This is a genomic window from Pseudomonas sp. BN415 (genome assembly GCF_029871195.1).
Classification (GTDB): Bacteria; Pseudomonadota; Gammaproteobacteria; order Pseudomonadales; family Pseudomonadaceae; genus Metapseudomonas; species Metapseudomonas resinovorans.
Genome location: NZ_SSOK01000053.1, coordinates 188,113 through 205,962, shown reverse-complemented (window position 1 = coordinate 205,962; position 17,850 = coordinate 188,113). Strand labels below are relative to the sequence as shown.

Here is a 17,850-nt window from a genome sequence, read left to right as displayed (position 1 = left end):
CCCATTTCTGCGGAGCACTGTGCATGTCCGGCAACACCTACGGCAAGCTGTTCACCGTCACCACTGCTGGCGAAAGCCATGGTCCGGCGCTGGTCGCCATCGTCGACGGCTGCCCGCCGGGGCTGGACCTGTCCCTCGAGGACCTGCAGCGTGACCTGGACCGCCGCAAGCCGGGCACCAGCCGCCACACGACCCAGCGCCAGGAAGCTGACGAGGTGGAAATCCTTTCTGGCGTATTCGAGGGCAGGACCACTGGTTGCGCCATCGGCCTGCTGATCCGCAACACCGACCAGAAGTCCAAGGACTACTCGGCGATCAAGGACCTGTTCCGCCCGGCCCACGCCGACTACACCTACCACCACAAATATGGCATTCGCGACTACCGTGGCGGCGGCCGTTCCTCGGCGCGGGAAACCGCGATGCGCGTGGCCGCTGGCGCCATCGCCAAGAAGTTCCTGGCTACTCAGGGCATCACCGTGCGCGGCTACATGAGCCAGCTCGGTCCCATCGAGATTCCTTTCAAGACCTGGGATTCGGTGGAACAGAACGCCTTCTTCAGCCCTGACCCGGGCAAGGTCCCCGAGCTGGAGGCCTACATGGACCAGCTGCGCCGTGACCAGGACTCGGTGGGCGCGAAGATCACCATAGTTGCCGAAGGTGTGCCGCCGGGCTTGGGCGAGCCAATCTTCGACCGCCTGGACGCCGAACTGGCCCATGCGCTGATGAGCATCAACGCCGTCAAGGGCGTTGAGATCGGTGCCGGCTTCGACAGCGTGGCCCAGCGCGGCACCCAGCACCGCGACGAAATGACCCCGGAAGGCTTCCTCTCCAACAACGCCGGCGGCATCCTCGGCGGCATCTCCTCTGGCCAGCCGATAGTCGCCAATCTGGCGCTGAAACCGACCTCCAGCATCACCACGCCCGGCCGCTCCATCGACGTTCACGGCAACCCGGTGGATGTGGTCACCAAAGGCCGCCACGATCCGTGCGTGGGCATTCGCGCGACCCCGATCGCCGAAGCCATGATGGCCATCGTGCTGATGGACCACCTGCTGCGCCACCGCGCGCAGAATGCCAGCGTGCGGGTCGAAACCCCGGTGCTCGGCCAGCTGTGACGGGCGGCGCGAACGCGCTGCCGTATTGGCGGCTTTCCAGCTTCTATCTCTTCTACTTTTCCCTGCTGGGCGCCACGGCGCCCTTCCTCGGTCTTTACTTCGCGCACCTGGGCTTTTCCAGTGCACGTATTGGCGAGCTGCTGGCGATCCCCATGCTGATGCGCTGTGTAGCGCCCAACCTCTGGGGCTGGCTGGGCGACCGCAGCGGCCGGCGCTTGGACATCGTGCGCTTCGGCGCCTTCTGCACCCTGCTGACCTTCTCACTGATATTCGTCAGCCAAAGCTACGCCTGGCTGGCGCTGATCATGGCCTTGCATGCCTTCTTCTGGCATGCCGTGCTGCCGCAGTTCGAGGTGATCACCCTCGCACATCTCCGGGAACAGGCAGCGCGCTACAGCCAGGTACGGCTCTGGGGCTCCATCGGCTTCATCCTTACGGTGATCGGTTTGGGCGAACTGTTCGAGCTGTTCAGCCTTGACCTTTATCCCTGGGCGCTGGTGTTCATCATGAGCGGTATCGTCCTCAGCAGTTTCTGGGTGCCGAATGCCGCACCCCAGGCGCGTCCGGACGTGCCTGGGCAGAGCGGCTTTATCGACCAGTTGCGCCAGCCGGGCGTACTGGCCTTCTATCTGAGCGTGGGCCTGATGCAGCTGTCCCACGGGCCTTACTACAGTTTCCAGACCATCTACCTCGAAACCCTTGGCTACTCGCGCAGCCTGATCGGCCAGCTCTGGGCGCTGGGCGTTGTGGCTGAAGTGCTGCTGTTCATGGTGATGGCGCGCATTCTCACGCGCTATTCGGTTCGCGTGGTGCTGTTGGCCAGTTTCCTGATCGCTGCCCTGCGCTGGCTGCTGATCGGTAATTTCGCCGACCAGTTGCCGGTACTGCTGTTTGCACAACTGCTGCATGCCGCTACTTTCGGCAGCTTTCACGCTGCCGCCATCCATTTCGTGCAACGTCGGTTCGGACCGCGCCAGCAGGGGCAGAGTCAGGCGCTCTACGCCGCCTTGGCCGGAATCGGCGGCGCCCTCGGAGCCCTCTACTCGGGCTACAGCTGGAGCAGCCTGGGGCCGGTCTGGACTTACGTTATCGCTACGCTCGCGGCGCTCGCCGCAGCCGTTATCATTGCTACCCAATTGCAGGAGGAGCGGGCATGAATCGCCAACAACTCGCCCAGGAAATCATCGAAGCCGGCCGTTTCCTGTACGACCGTGGCTGGTCGCCGGCCACCAGCAGCAACTATTCGGCGCGGCTGTCCGCGACCGAGGCGCTGCTGACCGTTTCCGGCAAGCACAAGGGGCAGCTCGGCCCGGACGATGTGCTGGCCACGGATATGGACGGCAACAGCCTGGAGCCAGGCAAGAAGCCCTCGGCGGAAACCCTGCTGCACACCCAGCTTTACCGCTGGAAGCCGGAAATCGGCGCCGTGCTGCATACGCATTCGGTGAACGCCACCGTGTTGTCGCGCCTGACGCTGGCCGATTCTCTGGTGTTCGCCGATTACGAGCTGCAGAAGGCCTTCTGTGGCATCAGCACCCACGAGTCCCAGGTGCTGGTGCCGATCTTCGACAATGACCAGGACATCGCCCGTCTGGCCGCCAAGGTGCAGCCCTGGCTGGACCAGCACGCTGACTGCGTGGGTTACCTGATCCGTGGCCACGGCCTCTATACTTGGGGGCCGCGCATGAGCGACGCCCTGCGCCAGGTCGAAGCCTTCGAGTTTCTCTTCGAGTGCGAGCTGAAGACGCTCTCGATCACCCAGCGCTGAAGCTTCCTTCACATGAAGATGCCTGACTGATACCGGTGTCGTCCGACCCGCCAGAGAGCCGGGAGGACGCCCGCAAGGAGTACCCAGATGAGCAACCTGACCGTTTACCACGAATCCAGCCCCGACCTGCCGAACAAGGTGCTGACCCACCTGGATGACATCGCCTCCACCCTCGCGTCCGTCGGGGTGCGCTTCGAGCGCTGGGAGGCTTCCGCCCCCATCGCGCCGGGTGCCAGCCAGGAGGAAGTGATCGCCGCCTATCGCCCGCAGATCGACCGGTTGATGCAGGAGCAGGGCTACGTGACTGTCGACGTCGTCAGCTTGACCCGCGACCACCCGCAGAAAGACGAACTGCGAGCCAAGTTCCTCGACGAGCACCGCCATGGCGAAGATGAAGTGCGCTTCTTCGTCGCTGGCCGCGGCCTGTTCACGCTGCACATAGACGACTACGTCTATGCCGTACTTTGCGAAAAGAACGACCTGATCTCTGTGCCGGCCGGCACCCGTCACTGGTTCGACATGGGCGAACATCCGCACTTCGTCGCCATCCGCCTGTTCAATAACCCGGAAGGCTGGGTCGCCAAGTTCACCGGCGACGAAATCGCCAAGCGTTTCCCCCAGCTGGAAGACTGAGTTGCAGGAGCCGGCTTGTCGGCGAATGGGTACGAGGTACCTTCGCGAGCAAGCTCGCTCCTACGACAGCCATACCGAATCACCTGGAGTTCCCAATGCCCATCAAGGCCATCCTCACTGATATCGAGGGCACCACCAGCGCGGTGAGCTTCGTCTTCGACGTGCTCTTCCCCTTTGCTGCGCGCCATTTGCCGGAGTTCGTCCTGACCCATGCCGGCGAACCGGCAGTGGCGCAGCAGATCGACGCCGTGCGGGCCGAAAGTGGCGAGGTCGGGGCTAGCCTGGAGCGAGTGGTGGACATCCTCCTGGGCTGGATCGCCGAAGACCGCAAGGCCACGCCCCTCAAAGCGTTGCAGGGCATGGTCTGGGAGCAGGGCTACCGGGCTGGCCAGCTCAAGGGCCATGTCTACCCAGATGCCGTTGAGGCACTGCGCCGTTGGAAGGAGGAGGGCTATGACCTCTTTGTCTACTCTTCGGGTTCTATCCAGGCGCAGAAGCTGATCTTCGGTTGCTCCGAGGCGGGCGATCTGGCGTCGCTGTTCTCCGGCTATTTCGATACCACCTCCGGAGCCAAGCGCGAGGCCGCGTCCTATCAGCGCATCGCGTCCGCCATTGGCCTGCCGGGCGAGCAGATCCTCTTCCTTTCCGACGTGGTCCAGGAGCTGGATGCTGCGCGCGAGGCGGGCATGCAGACTATTGGCCTGGCTCGCGAGGGTGGTGTGCTGGACGGCCATGAAACCGTGGCGAGCTTTGCGGTGATCGACCTGACACGCTTTTGACGCCGTTTGAAATCGTCTGACGGAGCGTGAGGAAGGCTGTCGTCGGCCGATCTATCCTTGGGGTGACTGCATCCATCCGAGAGCGTCCCCCATGGGTTCCTGTCTCTGCGTCGTTGCGGCTTGTCCCGATCCGATCCTTTATAGGGCAGTTGGCGGGTGGGTGCTGGAACCGGCGCTCTGGCCATGACCCGTCTATTCGTCCTGATGTTGCTCGCGTTGCTGGCGTTGCCAGCGCCCGCTGACCAGAAGTCAGCCTGGCAGGCTCTGCGCGAAGGCAAGGCTTTCCTGCTGTTGCGTCATACCACTGCCCCGGGGACTGGCGACCCGGAAGGCTTTCGCCTGGGGGATTGCAGCACCCAACGCAATCTCAGCGACAAGGGACGCCAGGAGGCGAAGCGGTGGGGCAAGCTGCTGGTGCGGCGCAAGGTGGAGCAACCGCGCCTCTATACCAGCAACTGGTGCCGTGCTCAGGACACCGCCCAGGAAATGGGTCTGGGGGCGGTGGAAACTCTTTCGGCGCTGGACTCCTTCTTCAGTGATCCGGACAGCCAGGCCGCGCAGACTGTCGAGTTGCGCAAGGCCATCGATAAAGTGCCCAAGGACAGGCCGGTGGTAATGGTCAGCCACCAGGTGAACATCAAAGCATTGACCGGCGTTTCACCCAGGAGCGGGGAGGGGTTGATCATCGAATTGCCCTTGGCGGATCCGCCAAAGGTCATGGCGCGTATCCGTCAGCCCTGAGCATTCAGATCAGCAGCAGCTGGTCCTGCTCCGGCTGCAGCTTCACACCTTCCAGCTTCAGCAGCAGTGCCTTGCGCGGCAGGCCGCCGGCATAGCCGGTCAGGCTGCCATCGCGGCCGATCACCCGGTGGCAGGGGATGATGATGGAGATGGGGTTGGCGCCATTGGCGGTGCCGACGGCGCGCACGGATTTCGGGTTGCCGATGCGTTCGGCCAGTTCGCTGTAGCTGGTGGTGCGGCCGTAGGGGATTTCCAGTAGAGCCTGCCAGACTCGCTGCTGGAAGGGCGTGCCCTGTGGTGCGAGACGCAAGTCGAAGCGCTTCAGGCGCCCCTCGAAGTAAAGGTCCAGTTGGCGGCAGGGTTCGTCCAGTTGTCGACCGGCTGGCGCCCAGCCAGTATCGGGCTGCCAGCGTTCGGAGTTGTCCATGTAAAGCAATTGCAGTCCCGAGTCGTCCCCGGCGAGTAACAGTGGACCGGTGGGGCTGTCGTGGTAGCGGTAATGCATCTTCACTTCTCCTCGGCGTAGCTCTGCCAGAGATAGACGGCGGCGTAGGCGCGCCATGGGCGCCATTGTTCGGCGCGGCTGGCCAGTTCCCGTGCGCTGATGCCCTCTGGCCCCCAAATCGGTGACTTGAGCAGCCCGAGGTCGGCGGAGGGGAAGGCGTCCGGTTCCCCGAAAGCGCGCAGAGCAATGTACTCGGCGGTCCAGCGGCCGACGCCGGGCAGGGCGCAGAGACGCTCGATCAGGGATTCGATGCCCGCCGCCAGGTTCAGCTCCAGGCGGCCATCGGCCACTGCCTGAGCGAATCGACGCAAAGTGTCGACACGTTTGCCGGGCATCCCGATACCGGGCAGTGGATCTTCGGCGATGGCCTGCGGGGTGGGGAAGAGCCGTTGCGGGCCGACGACTTCGGCGCCTGCCAATGGCTCGCCAAGACGCTCCACCAGGCGTCCGGCAATGGTCACCGCCGCCTTCACCGTCACCTGTTGGCCGATGATGGTGCGCACGCCTTGCTCAAAAGGGTCGAACGCGACGGGTAGGCGTAATCCCGGATAACGTGCCAGCAGCACTTGCAGTAGCGGGTCACGGCCCAGGTGCTGGGCGATGGCAGCCGGATCGCTGTCAAGGTCGAACATTTGCCGGATGCGCGGTGCCAGCTGCGGCTCCAGGTCCCGAACCGATGGGCTCAGTTCAAGCTCCAGCGCGCCGGGTAACGGACGCAGGCGGAACCATCCGCTGCGCCCGCCCAGGCGGAAGCTGCGGCAATAGCTGTCGGCCGTCAGGTGCTCGACGCCGGGCAGGCGCCGCAGGGCGAAATGTTGCTGGAACTGCTTCCAGCTCCAGGGCTCGAAGTAATGAAGGCGCATGGGCTCGATGGGCTCGCGGGTCCGAATGGTGGAAGCAATTGCAGTCATGGAGCGACGATATTCTCTTGGCGCCGCGTCGTCTCTGCAAAACTGACTTTCAAATTCTCCCGTCGCGGTTCGACCTGACATCGAAGCCATCGTAGAATGCGCGCCTTTTCATGGGGCGGAGGCACCGTCCGCTAATACAGCCAGCAGGGGAGACAACCCATGAGCGATTACCAGGAAACTCTCTACGACGGTTATGGCCAGCGCTTTCGCATGGACAAGCTGCTGCACGAAGTGCGCACCGAGCACCAGCACCTGGTGATCTTCGAGAACTCGCGCATGGGCCGCGTGATGGCGCTGGATGGCGTGATCCAGACCACCGAGGCCGACGAGTTCATCTATCACGAGATGCTCACCCACGTGCCGATCCTCGCCCATGGCGCGGTAAAGAGTGTGCTGATCATTGGCGGTGGCGATGGCGGCATGTTGCGCGAAGTGCGCAAGCACCGTGATATCGAACGCATCACCATGGTCGAGATCGACGGCACAGTGGTGGAGATGTGCAAGGAATTCCTGCCGAACCACTCCAAGGGTGCCTATGAAGACCCGCGCCTGAATCTGGTGATCGATGACGGCATGCGCTTCGTCGCGACCACCCAGGAGAAGTTCGACGTCATCATCTCCGACTCCACCGATCCCATCGGTCCGGGCGAGGTGCTGTTTTCCGAGAACTTCTACCAGGCCTGCCGCCGCTGCCTGAACGACGGCGGTGTGCTGGTCACCCAGAACGGCACGCCCTTCATGCAGCTTGGCGAAGTGCAGACCACTGCCAGCCGCATGGATAGCTTGTTTGCCGACTGGCACTTCTACCAGGCCGCCGTGCCGACCTACATTGGTGGCGCCATGACCTTCGCCTGGGGCGCAACCGACCCGGAAATGCGCAAACTGCCAGTGGAAACCCTGCGCCAGCGCTACGCCGGCAGCAGCATCGTGACCCGTTACTACAACCCGGAGATCCACGTCGGCGCCTTCGCCCTGCCGCAGTACGTGCTGCACGCGGTGAACAAGCCGAGCAACGATTGAGGGTGTGCGGGTAGACGAAGAAGGGGTCGAAAGGCCCCTTCTTCATTTCATGCCTTTAGTGGGGTGGATGGCGCTTTTTTTCCACCAGCGGTACCCCGCCGCCCTCCATTGGTGGGCTGGTGAAGCGTGGTTCACCCTATTGATGAAGCCTGCATTTGGCCTTGGCCGGATAAGCAGAATGAAAAAGCCCGGCAACTTGGCCGGGCTTTTTCATGGAAGGGTGGATCAGATCTCCGTCGGCCGCACGTGGCCAAAGAGCTCCTGGGATACCCGAACGCGCTCTTCCGGGGTTTCCTGGATCCCCTTGGCCTTCAGCTCTTCGAGGCGGGCCTCGACAGCGTGGGCGCGATGGGTCAGGCCGCAGTCGTTGGCGATCTGGATGTTCAGGCCGGGACGGGCGTTGAGCTCGAGGATCAACGGCCCCTTGTCCTGGTCCAGCACCATGTCGACACCGATGTAGCCCAGGCCGCACAGCTCGTAGCAGCCGGCGGCCAGCTTCATGAAGCCATCCCAGTTCGGTAGCTGCACACCGTCCACCGCGTTGGTGGTGTCCGGGTGCTTGGCGATCTTGTTGTTCAGCCAGGTACCGCGCAGGGTAACCCCGGTGGCCAGGTCCACACCGACGCCGATGGCGCCCTGGTGGAGGTTGGCCTTGCCGTTGGACTGCCGGGTCGGCAGGCGCAGCATGGCCATCACCGGGTAGCCCATCAGCACGATGATGCGGATGTCCGGCACGCCTTCATAGCTGATGCTCTTGAAGATCTGGTCCGGGGTCACGCGGTACTCGATCAGCGCGCGGTCACGGTGCCCGCCGAGGGAATAAAGGCCGGTGAGGATCGAGGAAATCTGGTGCTCGATTTCCTCGTGGCTGATGATCTTGCCGGATACCGTCTTGTAGCGGCCTTCGAAGCGATCAGCGATCACCAGGATGCCGTCGCCGCCGGCGCCTTGCGCCGGCTTGATCACGAAGTCGTTACGCTCGCCGATGATCTCGTCGAGCTTCTCGATTTCCTTCTCGGTGGAGATGACACCGTACATTTCCGGTACGTGGATCCCCGCCTCGATGGCGCGCTGCTTGGTGATGATCTTGTCGTCGACGATCGGGTACAGGTGCCGTTTGTTGTACTTCAGCACGTAGTCCGCGTTTCGCCGATTGATGCCCATGATGCCTTTGGCTTCGAGGGCTTTCCAGGTCTTGATCAGGCCGAACATGGCTCAGTCCTTCAGGAAGGCTTTGAAGCGGAAGAGTTCGGTCAGGCGGTAGCCGCGGTAGCGACCCATCGCCAGCATGAAGCCCACCATGATCAACAGTACCGCCGGGAAGGTGAAGATGAAGTAGGTCAGCTCCGGTATGGTCATCAGCAGGTGCGCCAGGGTGGCTGCGATCAGGGTGCCGATCGCCACCTTGAAGGCATGGCCGCCGCCGCGTTCTTCCCAGGTGATCGACAGGCGTTCGATGGTCATGGTCAGAATCACCATCGGGAACAGGGCCACCGAAAGGCCGCGCTCCAGGCCGAGCTTGTGGCTCAGCAGGCTGATGACCGCAATCAGCACCACCACGAAGGTCAGCACCACCGAGAGCCTTGGCAGCATCTGTAGCTTCAGGTGCTCGAGGTAGGAGCGTAGCGACAGGCCGAGCGCCGTGATGATGGTGAACAGCACGATGCCGAAGCCCAATTGGGTTTCTCGGAAGGCGAGGGCGATCAGGACAGGGGTGAAGGTACCCAAGGTCTGCAGGCCGCCAAGGTTACGCAGGATCAGGATCACCAGCACGCCAATCGGGATCATGATCATGATCTGGTAGGTCTGCTGGGTCTGCAGCGGCAGGCCGTAGAGCGAATACTCGAGGAAGTCCGCGTCGGTGTTCTCGTCGGTCAACTTGGCCAGGCGGATGGCGTTCATCTCGCTGTTGTTCATGCTGAAGGTCACCTGGACCTTCTTGCCGCCGTCGACGGTGATCAGGTTGTTGTCGCCGGTCCACCAGATCAGGCGGTCGTTGGGCAGGCCTTGCTCACCGGTATCCGGGTTGAAGTACAGCCAGTTCTCGCCGTTGAAGCTGCGCAGCCAGAGCTCGGGGCTTTGGGCCTGCTCGCTCACCAGGCGGATGGTATGGACGCGCTCCATCGGCACATGGGCGATGGACAGCAGCAGTTCGATGACCTTGGCCTTGTTCGGTGTGCTCTGATCGCCGGCCAGCAGCAGCTTGACGTTGTCATCGTTGAGGTTGTTGACCCGCTTGATGGTCTCGCTGATGAAGGTCTCGACGTCCGCCGAGTGCTGGCGGATGGGCGCCAGCAGGGCTTCGGCAGCTATCTTCTCGGGGCCTTCCACCGGGATGCTGTCACGGAAGATCGGGCCCTTGTCCTTCGCTTTCTCGCCGCTGTAGCGCTTGGTCAGCACCAGGCGGTAGTAGAGCGTCTGGTTGCCGCTGGCACGACGGGCGGACCAGGTCACTTTGCGGTTGCCGTCAACGCGATTGATGCTCACCCCGTAGTTATTGGAGATGAAGCTCTCGTTGAGGCTGACGTAGTCCCGGTTCAGTGGCGGGACGAACATCTGGACCTTGACCGGATCACGCGGGCTGGCCTGGAACTCGACCTTGGCGTCGATGTTCCACAGGTCGTCGGTCTCATCCTCGGTGATCGGGATGCCCTGAATGAATATCTGGTAGGCCGTTATCAGAATGCCCAGGCTCACCAGGAGGGTGATCAGGACTTTCAGATGCAGGGTAAGAGAGCGCATGTAGGTTACTCGTCAGAGTTTGCGTCGGTGGCACAACCGGGTTTGCCGGCAGCGTATTTAAGGCTCGGGTCGACCAGTGCATCGAAGCGCTTGAGCGCCTCGGAACCGATCAGAAGCGGGTATTGGAAAGCACTACGGTCGGTGAGGTTCACTTCGATATGCCGCAGCGCGGTGCCCATGCACACTTCCAGCTCAATGACCGGGCGTGCAGTGTAGGTCTTGCCTTCCTCGGGGTCATAGTCGCCAGCGCGGCGTTTGATCTTGCTGATTCGCGCCAAGGGGCGTTCGATCGGATGTTCGTGGGCATCGTCTATGGCCAGGTAGAAGCGCACCCAGGGTTCGCCATCCTTTTTGAAGCGCTTGATGTCGCGCGCACTGAGGGAGGCGGTCTTGGCGCCGGTATCGAGCTTGGCTGCGACTTCCAGGTCGAGATCCTTCAGCTTGGCGTATTCGTTGAGACCGTAGATGGTCTTCTCGGTGGCGAGGCCAAGGCTGGGGAGGGCGAGCAGGCAGGCAAACAGGGCGAAGGGCTTGAGTGTCATAAGTCCTTTGAGCGTAACGCGGTCATCGGTCCAGGAGCCCGGCCCACGGCCATCTTGGCTGCGGCGCCTGGTCTGGGAGTCTAGCAGGCAAGTCATTGGCGCCCAGACTGGCGCTGGCGGCGCGCATTCTAACACGCGGATTTTCCGGTGCGACAGACGCTTATGCCGCCAAAGGTCAGGGCGTGACGGCGTAGATGGAATTTCCGGGCTCAAAATAGATTGTCGACAATTGGTCGGGTTTGGTTTGACATGATGGCTTTTCTGGCGGTAATTTTGCGTCACCAAACAAGAATGTGTCGACAATCATGCTGGACGCCACTGAAATCCCCGTCGCTGAACCGCTGGACTCGGAAACGCTAGCCGAGAGTGTCTTCCGGCGTATCCAGACCGCCATCGTGCGCGGAGAGATCGCCCCTGGCAGCAAGATCTCCGAGCCCGAGCTGGCGCGTACCTACGGCATCAGCCGTGGGCCGCTGCGTGAGGCGATCCACCGCCTGGAAGGGCAGCGCCTGCTGGTGCGGGTGCCGCATGTCGGTGCGAGGGTGGTGTCGCTCAGTCATGCCGAACTGATCGAACTCTACGAAATCCGTGAGTCCCTCGAGGGCATGGCCTGCCGTCTGGCCGCCGAGCGCATGAGCCAGGCCGAGATCGACGAACTGCGCCGGGTGCTGGATACCCATGAGCGCGACGAGGCCTTCCAGGCCGGGCGCGGCTACTACCAGCAGGAAGGCGATTTCGACTTCCACTATCGGATCATCCAGGGCAGCGGCAACCAGACCCTTACCCAGATGCTTTGCGGTGAGCTCTATCAGCTCGTGCGCATGTATCGCCTTCAGTTCTCCACGGTGCCGAACCGGCCCCGCCAGGCTTTCAACGAGCACCACCGAATTCTCGATGCCATCGCCGACCGAGACGGCGAACTGGCCGAGTTGCTGATGCGCCGTCACATCGGTGCCTCCAAGCGCAATATCGAGCGCCACTACAAGGAAGCGCTCGCCAACCCGTCCAAAACACGAGGTGAGTCATGAGTCAGAAAACCGCCGGCCAGCGCTTCCGCGACGCGATTGCCGAGGAGCATCCGCTGCAGGTGATCGGCGCCATCAACGCCAACCATGCACTGCTGGCCAAGCGTGCCGGCTTCAAGGCCATCTATCTCTCCGGTGGCGGTGTTGCCGCCGGCTCGCTCGGCCTGCCGGACCTGGGTATCAACACCCTGGATGACGTGCTCACCGACGTGCGCCGTATCACCGACGTGTGTGACCTGCCGCTGCTGGTGGATATCGATACTGGCTTCGGTCCCAGCGCCTTCAATATCGAGCGCACGGTCAAGAGCCTGATCAAGGCGGGTGCTGCTGCTGCCCATATCGAAGACCAGGTCGGCGCCAAACGCTGCGGCCACCGTCCGGGCAAGGAAATCGTCTCCACCGAGGAAATGGCCGATCGCGTGAAGGCCGCTGCCGATGCCAAGACCGACCCGAACTTCTTCCTGATCGCCCGCACCGACGCCATTCAGGCCGAGGGTGTTGATGCCGCCATCGAGCGCTGCCTGCGCTATGTGGAAGCGGGTGCTGACGCCATCTTCGCCGAAGCAGCCTACGATCTGCCGACCTACAAGCGCTTTGTCGATGCGTTGGGCGTGCCGGTGCTGGCCAACATCACCGAGTTCGGCGCCACTCCGCTGTTCTCCCGCGACGAGCTGGCCTCGGTCGGCGTGGCTATCCAGCTCTATCCGCTGTCGGCCTTCCGTGCCGCCAACAAAGCGGCTGAGGCTGTCTACACCGCCATTCGCCGCGACGGCCATCAAAAAGAGGTCATCGACCTCATGCAGACTCGTGCCGAACTGTACGACCGCATCGGCTACCACGCCTTCGAGCAGAAACTCGACGCCCTGTTCGCCGCCAAGAAGTAACCGGACGCGGGCCGCGTTCTCAGCGTCGCGGCCCGCGGATAAAACAAGACGCAAGCAACCGGATTGAAATGAGGAGAATCACGCGATGAGCGCTACCGAAAATACCACTGCCTTCAAACCCAAGAAGTCCGTGGCCCTGAGTGGCACCGCTGCCGGCAACACCGCCCTGTGCACCGTTGGCCGCACCGGTAACGACCTGCACTACCGCGGTTATGACATTCTCGACTTCGCTACTGCCTGTGAGTTCGAGGAAATCGCTCACTTGCTGGTGCACGGCAAGCTGCCGAACGTTGCTGAGCTGGCAGGCTACAAGGCCAAGTTGAAGGCCCTGCGCGGCCTGCCGGCCGGCGTGAAGGCCGCCCTTGAGCAACTGCCGCCGTCCGCCCACCCGATGGACGTGATGCGCACCGCCGTTTCCGTGCTGGGCTGCCTGTCCCCGGAGAAAGATGATCACAACCACCCGGGCGCCCGTGACATCGCCGACAAGCTAATGGCCTGCCTGGGCTCGGCGCTGCTCTACTGGTACCACTTCAGCCACAACGGCAAGCGCATCGACGTGGAGACCGACGACGACTCCATCGGCGGTCACTTCCTGCACTTGCTGCATGGTGAGAAACCGCGCGACTCCTGGGTCCGCGCCATGCACACCTCGCTGATTCTTTACGCCGAGCACGAGTTCAACGCCTCCACCTTCACCTCCCGTGTGATCGCCGGCACCGGCTCCGACATGTACTCCTGCATCGCCGGTGCCATCGGCGCGCTGCGCGGTCCGAAACATGGCGGTGCCAACGAAGTGGCCTTCGAGGTACAGAAGCGCTACGACAACCCGGAAGACGCCGAGGCCGACATCCGTGCCCGCGTCGAGAAGAAAGAAGTGATCATCGGCTTCGGTCATCCGGTCTACACCGTGTCCGACCCGCGCAACAAGGTGATCAAGGAAGTGGCTCGCGAGCTCTCCGCCGAGCAGCGCAATACCAAGATGTTCGACATTGCCGAGCGTCTTGAAAGCGTGATGTGGGACATCAAGAAGATGTTCCCGAACCTCGATTGGTTCAGCGCCGTCAGCTACCACATGATGGGTGTGCCTACCGCCATGTTCACCCCGCTGTTCGTGATCGCCCGTACCTCCGGTTGGTCCTCTCACGTCATCGAGCAGCGTATCGACGGCAAGATCATCCGCCCGAGCGCCAACTACGTCGGCCCGGAAGACCTGAAATTCGTGCCGCTCAAGGATCGCCCCTAACCATGAACAGCCAATACCGCAAGAGCCTGCCCGGCACGGCGCTGGACTACTTCGACGCCCGCGCGGCGGTCGAGGCCATCGAGCCTGGCGCCTGGGCGCGTCTGCCTTATACCTCCCGTGTGCATGCCGAGAACCTGGTGCGCAAATGCGATCCGGCAATCCTCAATGAGTGCCTGACGCAGATCGTCGAATGCAAGCGTGAGCGCGACTTCCCCTGGTTCCCGGCCCGTGTGGTCTGCCACGACATCCTCGGCCAGACCGCGCTGGTGGACCTGGCTGGCCTGCGCGACGCCATCGCCGACCAGGGCGGTGACCCCGCCCAGGTCAACCCGGTGGTGCCGGTGCAGCTGATCGTCGATCACTCCCTGGCCGTGGAGTGCGGGGGCTTCGATCCGCAAGCGTTCGAGAAGAACCGCGCCATCGAGGACCGTCGCAACGAGGACCGCTTCCACTTCATCGAGTGGACCAAGAAGGCCTTCAAGAACGTCGATGTGATCCCGCCGGGCAACGGCATCATGCACCAGATCAACCTGGAGAAAATGTCGCCGGTCATCCACAACGACAAGGGCCTGGCCTACCCGGACACCTGCGTCGGCACGGACAGCCACACCCCACACGTCGACGCCCTGGGCGTGATCGCCGTGGGCGTGGGTGGCCTGGAGGCCGAGAACGTCATGCTCGGTCGCGCATCCTGGATGCGCCTTCCGGAGATCATCGGCGTCGAGCTGACCGGCAAGCCGCAGCCGGGTATCACGGCCACCGACGTGGTGCTGTCGCTTACCGAGTTCCTGCGCAAGGAAAAGGTCGTCGGTGCCTACCTGGAGTTCCGCGGCGAAGGTGCCGCCGCCCTGACGCTGGGCGACCGCGCCACCATCTCCAACATGGCCCCGGAGTACGGTGCCACTGCGGCGATGTTCTTTATCGACCAGCAAACCATCGACTACCTCAAACTGACCGGTCGCGACGACGAGCAGGTCAAGCTGGTGGAGACCTACGCCAAGCAGGCCGGCCTCTGGGCTGACAGCCTGGATGATGCGCAGTACGAGCGCGTGCTGAGCTTCGACCTGTCCTCGGTGGTACGTACCCTGGCGGGTCCGTCCAACCCGCATCGCCGCTTGCCGGTGAGCGCCCTGGCCGAGCGCGGCATTGCCGTCGACCTGGACAAGGCCCGCGCCCAAGAGGCCGATGGCCTTATGCCGGATGGCGCAGTCATCATCGCCGCCATCACCAGCTGCACCAACACCAGCAACCCGCGCAACGTGATCGCTGCCGGCCTGTTGGCACGCAACGCCAACAAGCTGGGGCTGGTGCGCAAGCCCTGGGTGAAGTCCTCCCTGGCTCCGGGGTCCAAGGCGGTGAAGCTATATCTGAAGGAAGCCGGCCTGGAGCAAGAGCTGGAGCAGCTCGGCTTCGGCGTGGTGGCATTCGCCTGCACCACCTGCAATGGCATGTCCGGTGCACTGGACCCAAAAATCCAGCAGGAGATCATCGACCGCGATCTCTATGCGACCGCCGTACTGTCCGGTAACCGCAACTTCGATGGGCGTATCCACCCCTACGCCAAGCAGGCGTTTCTTGCCTCGCCGCCGCTGGTGGTGGCCTACGCCATCGCCGGTACCATCCGCTTCGACATCGAGAAGGATGTGCTGGGTGTGGTGGATGGCAAGGAAATCCGCCTGAAGGACATCTGGCCGACTGACGAAGAGATCGATGCCGTGGTGAAAGCCGCGGTCAAGCCGGAGCAGTTCCGCCAGGTGTACATCCCGATGTTCACCATCCAGGAAGACACCGGCCCGAAAGTCGATCCGCTGTATGACTGGCGCCCGATGAGCACCTACATCCGCCGTCCGCCCTATTGGGAAGGTGCCCTGGCGGGTGAGCGCAGCCTTAAGGGCATGCGTCCGCTGGCGGTGCTGCCGGACAACATCACCACCGACCACCTGTCGCCGTCCAACGCCATCATGGCGAACTCGGCGGCGGGTGAGTACCTGGCGAAAATGGGCCTGCCGGAAGAGGACTTCAACTCTTACGCGACCCACCGTGGTGACCACCTCACCGCGCAACGCGCCACCTTCGCCAACCCGCAGCTGGTGAACGAAATGGCGGTGGTCGACGGCGAGGTGAAGAAGGGCTCGCTGGCTCGCGTCGAGCCGGAAGGCAAGGTGATGCGCATGTGGGAGGCCATCGAGACCTACATGGACCGCAAGCAGCCGCTGATCATCGTCGCTGGCGCCGACTACGGCCAAGGCTCGTCCCGCGATTGGGCGGCCAAAGGTGTACGTCTGGCGGGTGTGGAAGCGATCGTCGCTGAAGGCTTCGAGCGTATCCACCGGACTAACCTGATCGGCATGGGTGTGCTGCCGCTGGAGTTCAAGCCGGGTACCACCCGCAAGACCCTCGGCATCGACGGTACCGAAACCTTCGACGTGATCGGCGAGCGTAGGCCGCGTGCCGACCTGACCCTGGTGATTCGCCGCACCAACGGCGAGTCCATCAAGGTCCCGGTTACCTGCCGCCTGGATACCGCCGAAGAGGTGTCGATCTACGAGGCCGGTGGCGTGCTGCAGCGTTTCGCCCAGGACTTCCTCGAGTCCTCGTCGCAGAAAGCCGTCGGCTGAGGCCCGCGACAATCCCCTCTCCCTCCGGGAGAGGGTTGGGGTGAGGGGGGGTGCCTTCCCTCATCTGCCCTTCGGGCACCTTCTTCCTGGGGGAAGAAGGGCGTTCTTAGTCTTTCAGGACAATCTTCATGGCCCACGTACCTCAAGTCAAAATCCCCGCCACCTATATTCGCGGTGGCACCAGCAAGGGTGTGTTCTTCCGCCTGCAGGATCTGCCAGAGCGCTGCCAGGTGCCGGGCGAGGCCCGTGACCGGCTGTTCATGCGTGTAATCGGCAGTCCCGACCCGTACGCCGCGCATATCGACGGCATGGGCGGGGCCACCTCCAGCACCAGCAAGTGCGTGATCCTGTCGAAGAGCAGCCAGCCTGATCACGATGTGGATTACCTCTATGGCCAGGTTTCCATCGACAAGGCCTTCGTCGACTGGAGTGGCAACTGCGGCAACCTGTCCACCGCCGCCGGGGCCTTCGCTCTGCATGCCGGGCTGGTGGAGCCGGCGCGTATTCCGGAGAACGGCACCTGCGTGGTGCGCATCTGGCAGGCCAACATCCAGAAAACCATCATTGCCCACGTGCCGGTGACCAATGGCCAGGTCCAGGAAACTGGTGACTTCGAGCTCGACGGTGTGACCTTTCCGGCTGCGGAGATCGTGCTGGAATTCGTCGATCCTTCCGATGATGGGGAAGAGGGGGGCTCGATGTTCCCTACCGGCAACCTGGTCGACGACCTGGATGTGCCCGGGATTGGCACCCTCAAGGCAACCATGATCACCGCCGGCATCCCCACCGTGTTCGTCAATGCCGAGGACATCGGCTACAGCGGGACCGAGTTGCGGGAAAACATCAACACAAGCCCCGAGGCGCTGGCCCGTTTCGAGGCCATTCGGGTTGCTGGTGCCTTGCGCATGGGGCTGATCAAGACCCCGGAGGAGGCCGCCACCCGGCAGCACACGCCGAAAATCGCCTTCGTGGCAAAACCCAGGGACTATCTGGCCTCCAGTGGCAAGACGGTCAAGGCTGAAGAGGTGGACCTGCTGGTGCGTGCCTTGTCCATGGGTAAGCTGCATCACGCGATGATGGGCACCGCGGCAGTGGCCATCGGCACTGCCGCCGCCATTCCGGGCACCCTGGTGAACCTGGCAGCCGGTGGCGGCGAGCGAAGCGCTGTGCGCTTCGGTCATCCGTCGGGCACTCTGCGCGTTGGCGCCGAAGCCGTCCGAGTGGAAGGCGAGTGGACCGTCACCAAGGCCATCATGAGCCGCAGTGCTCGCGTGCTGATGGAAGGTTGGGTGCGTGTGCCTGGCGATGCGTTCTAAATGATTCG

Annotated in this window: 17 protein-coding genes; 12 read left to right on the top strand and 5 right to left on the bottom strand. The window is 63.0% G+C overall.

The features are described 5' to 3' along the window. Positions 1–23: 23 nt before the first annotated feature. The 6 genes from aroC to E8F20_RS14075 all read left to right on the top strand — a co-directional run bounded on the left by aroC (position 24) and on the right by E8F20_RS14075 (position 5,036). Complete coding sequence (gene aroC / locus E8F20_RS14100; RefSeq protein ID WP_280284254.1) at positions 24–1,115, top strand: chorismate synthase; 1,092 nt, start codon at positions 24–26, stop codon at positions 1,113–1,115. Continuing rightward, complete coding sequence (locus E8F20_RS14095) at positions 1,112–2,272, top strand: MFS transporter (RefSeq protein ID WP_280284253.1); 1,161 nt, start codon at positions 1,112–1,114, stop codon at positions 2,270–2,272. Before aroC ends, E8F20_RS14095 begins: the two co-directional genes overlap by 4 nt. Then, positions 2,269–2,883 (top strand): methylthioribulose 1-phosphate dehydratase, encoded by a 615-nt coding sequence (locus E8F20_RS14090; RefSeq protein ID WP_280284252.1) that lies wholly within the window; start codon positions 2,269–2,271, stop codon positions 2,881–2,883. The genes E8F20_RS14095 and E8F20_RS14090 overlap by 4 nt, the downstream gene beginning before the upstream one ends. Before the next feature lie 87 nt (positions 2,884–2,970). Continuing rightward, positions 2,971–3,516: an acireductone dioxygenase gene (locus E8F20_RS14085; protein ID WP_280284251.1), complete on the top strand. Its 546-nt coding sequence runs from the start codon at positions 2,971–2,973 to the stop codon at positions 3,514–3,516. A 95-nt stretch (positions 3,517–3,611) separates the two neighbouring features. Then, complete coding sequence (mtnC, locus tag E8F20_RS14080) at positions 3,612–4,295, top strand: acireductone synthase (protein ID WP_280284250.1); 684 nt, start codon at positions 3,612–3,614, stop codon at positions 4,293–4,295. A 183-nt stretch (positions 4,296–4,478) separates the two neighbouring features. Beyond that, on the top strand, positions 4,479–5,036 hold the full coding sequence (locus tag E8F20_RS14075) for a histidine phosphatase family protein (protein WP_280284249.1): 558 nt from the start codon (positions 4,479–4,481) through the stop codon (positions 5,034–5,036). Positions 5,037–5,040: 4 nt separating this feature from the next. On the opposite strand, the gene E8F20_RS14070 is transcribed toward E8F20_RS14075, so the two are convergent. Together E8F20_RS14070 and E8F20_RS14065 are read right to left on the bottom strand one after the other, a co-directional pair. Next, entirely contained in the window at positions 5,041–5,541 is a 501-nt protein-coding gene (locus tag E8F20_RS14070) for a methylated-DNA--[protein]-cysteine S-methyltransferase (RefSeq protein ID WP_280284248.1), read from the bottom strand. A 2-nt stretch (positions 5,542–5,543) separates the two neighbouring features. After that, the gene (locus E8F20_RS14065; RefSeq protein WP_280284348.1) at positions 5,544–6,404 is read right to left on the bottom strand and encodes a DNA-3-methyladenine glycosylase; all 861 of its coding nucleotides are present in this window, start codon (positions 6,402–6,404) and stop codon (positions 5,544–5,546) included. 207 nt (positions 6,405–6,611) lie between these two features. Between E8F20_RS14065 and speE the strand changes: the two genes are divergently transcribed. Further along, positions 6,612–7,472 (top strand): polyamine aminopropyltransferase, encoded by an 861-nt coding sequence (gene speE / locus E8F20_RS14060; protein WP_280284247.1) that lies wholly within the window; start codon positions 6,612–6,614, stop codon positions 7,470–7,472. Between the two features lie 225 nt (positions 7,473–7,697). On the opposite strand, the gene E8F20_RS14055 is transcribed toward speE, so the two are convergent. From E8F20_RS14055 to E8F20_RS14045, 3 genes are read right to left on the bottom strand one after another with little or no spacing between them, the layout of a single operon-like run. Then, positions 7,698–8,684 (bottom strand): alpha-L-glutamate ligase-like protein, encoded by a 987-nt coding sequence (locus tag E8F20_RS14055; protein ID WP_137821971.1) that lies wholly within the window; start codon positions 8,682–8,684, stop codon positions 7,698–7,700. A 3-nt stretch (positions 8,685–8,687) separates the two neighbouring features. Continuing rightward, on the bottom strand, positions 8,688–10,214 hold the full coding sequence (locus E8F20_RS14050) for an inactive transglutaminase family protein (RefSeq protein ID WP_280284246.1): 1,527 nt from the start codon (positions 10,212–10,214) through the stop codon (positions 8,688–8,690). Between the two features lie 5 nt (positions 10,215–10,219). Then, positions 10,220–10,756: an ATP-dependent zinc protease gene (locus E8F20_RS14045; RefSeq protein ID WP_280284245.1), complete on the bottom strand. Its 537-nt coding sequence runs from the start codon at positions 10,754–10,756 to the stop codon at positions 10,220–10,222. Positions 10,757–11,061: 305 nt separating this feature from the next. On the opposite strand from E8F20_RS14045, the gene E8F20_RS14040 reads away from it, so the two are divergent. From E8F20_RS14040 to prpF, 5 genes are all read left to right on the top strand, one after another. Then, complete coding sequence (locus E8F20_RS14040) at positions 11,062–11,784, top strand: GntR family transcriptional regulator (protein WP_280284244.1); 723 nt, start codon at positions 11,062–11,064, stop codon at positions 11,782–11,784. Continuing rightward, entirely contained in the window at positions 11,781–12,665 is an 885-nt protein-coding gene (gene prpB, locus E8F20_RS14035; protein WP_137821974.1) for a methylisocitrate lyase, read from the top strand. Before E8F20_RS14040 ends, prpB begins: the two co-directional genes overlap by 4 nt. An 85-nt stretch (positions 12,666–12,750) precedes the next feature. After that, positions 12,751–13,908: a 2-methylcitrate synthase gene (gene prpC / locus E8F20_RS14030; RefSeq protein WP_280284243.1), complete on the top strand. Its 1,158-nt coding sequence runs from the start codon at positions 12,751–12,753 to the stop codon at positions 13,906–13,908. Positions 13,909–13,910: 2 nt separating this feature from the next. After that, positions 13,911–16,526: a Fe/S-dependent 2-methylisocitrate dehydratase AcnD gene (gene acnD, locus E8F20_RS14025; RefSeq protein ID WP_280284242.1), complete on the top strand. Its 2,616-nt coding sequence runs from the start codon at positions 13,911–13,913 to the stop codon at positions 16,524–16,526. 128 nt (positions 16,527–16,654) lie between these two features. Then, positions 16,655–17,842 (top strand): 2-methylaconitate cis-trans isomerase PrpF, encoded by a 1,188-nt coding sequence (gene prpF / locus E8F20_RS14020; RefSeq protein WP_280284241.1) that lies wholly within the window; start codon positions 16,655–16,657, stop codon positions 17,840–17,842. Positions 17,843–17,850: the final 8 nt, after the last annotated feature.

Excerpts from the sequence above, each read along its gene's own strand:
- aroC (WP_280284254.1), top strand. The coding sequence starts at position 24 with ATGTCCGGCAACACCTACGGCAAGCTGTTCACCGTCACCACTGCTGGC.
- E8F20_RS14090 (WP_280284252.1), top strand. The coding sequence starts at position 2,269 with ATGAATCGCCAACAACTCGCCCAGGAAATCATCGAAGCCGGCCGTTTC.
- E8F20_RS14085 (WP_280284251.1), top strand. The coding sequence starts at position 2,971 with ATGAGCAACCTGACCGTTTACCACGAATCCAGCCCCGACCTGCCGAAC.
- mtnC (WP_280284250.1), top strand. The coding sequence starts at position 3,612 with ATGCCCATCAAGGCCATCCTCACTGATATCGAGGGCACCACCAGCGCG.
- E8F20_RS14075 (WP_280284249.1), top strand. The coding sequence starts at position 4,479 with ATGACCCGTCTATTCGTCCTGATGTTGCTCGCGTTGCTGGCGTTGCCA.
- E8F20_RS14070 (WP_280284248.1), bottom strand. The coding sequence starts at position 5,541 with ATGCATTACCGCTACCACGACAGCCCCACCGGTCCACTGTTACTCGCC.
- E8F20_RS14065 (WP_280284348.1), bottom strand. The coding sequence starts at position 6,404 with ATGCGCCTTCATTACTTCGAGCCCTGGAGCTGGAAGCAGTTCCAGCAA.
- speE (WP_280284247.1), top strand. The coding sequence starts at position 6,612 with ATGAGCGATTACCAGGAAACTCTCTACGACGGTTATGGCCAGCGCTTT.
- E8F20_RS14055 (WP_137821971.1), bottom strand. The coding sequence starts at position 8,684 with ATGTTCGGCCTGATCAAGACCTGGAAAGCCCTCGAAGCCAAAGGCATC.
- E8F20_RS14050 (WP_280284246.1), bottom strand. The coding sequence starts at position 10,214 with ATGCGCTCTCTTACCCTGCATCTGAAAGTCCTGATCACCCTCCTGGTG.
- E8F20_RS14045 (WP_280284245.1), bottom strand. The coding sequence starts at position 10,756 with ATGACACTCAAGCCCTTCGCCCTGTTTGCCTGCCTGCTCGCCCTCCCC.
- E8F20_RS14040 (WP_280284244.1), top strand. The coding sequence starts at position 11,062 with ATGCTGGACGCCACTGAAATCCCCGTCGCTGAACCGCTGGACTCGGAA.
- prpB (WP_137821974.1), top strand. The coding sequence starts at position 11,781 with ATGAGTCAGAAAACCGCCGGCCAGCGCTTCCGCGACGCGATTGCCGAG.
- prpC (WP_280284243.1), top strand. The coding sequence starts at position 12,751 with ATGAGCGCTACCGAAAATACCACTGCCTTCAAACCCAAGAAGTCCGTG.
- acnD (WP_280284242.1), top strand. The coding sequence starts at position 13,911 with ATGAACAGCCAATACCGCAAGAGCCTGCCCGGCACGGCGCTGGACTAC.
- prpF (WP_280284241.1), top strand. The coding sequence starts at position 16,655 with ATGGCCCACGTACCTCAAGTCAAAATCCCCGCCACCTATATTCGCGGT.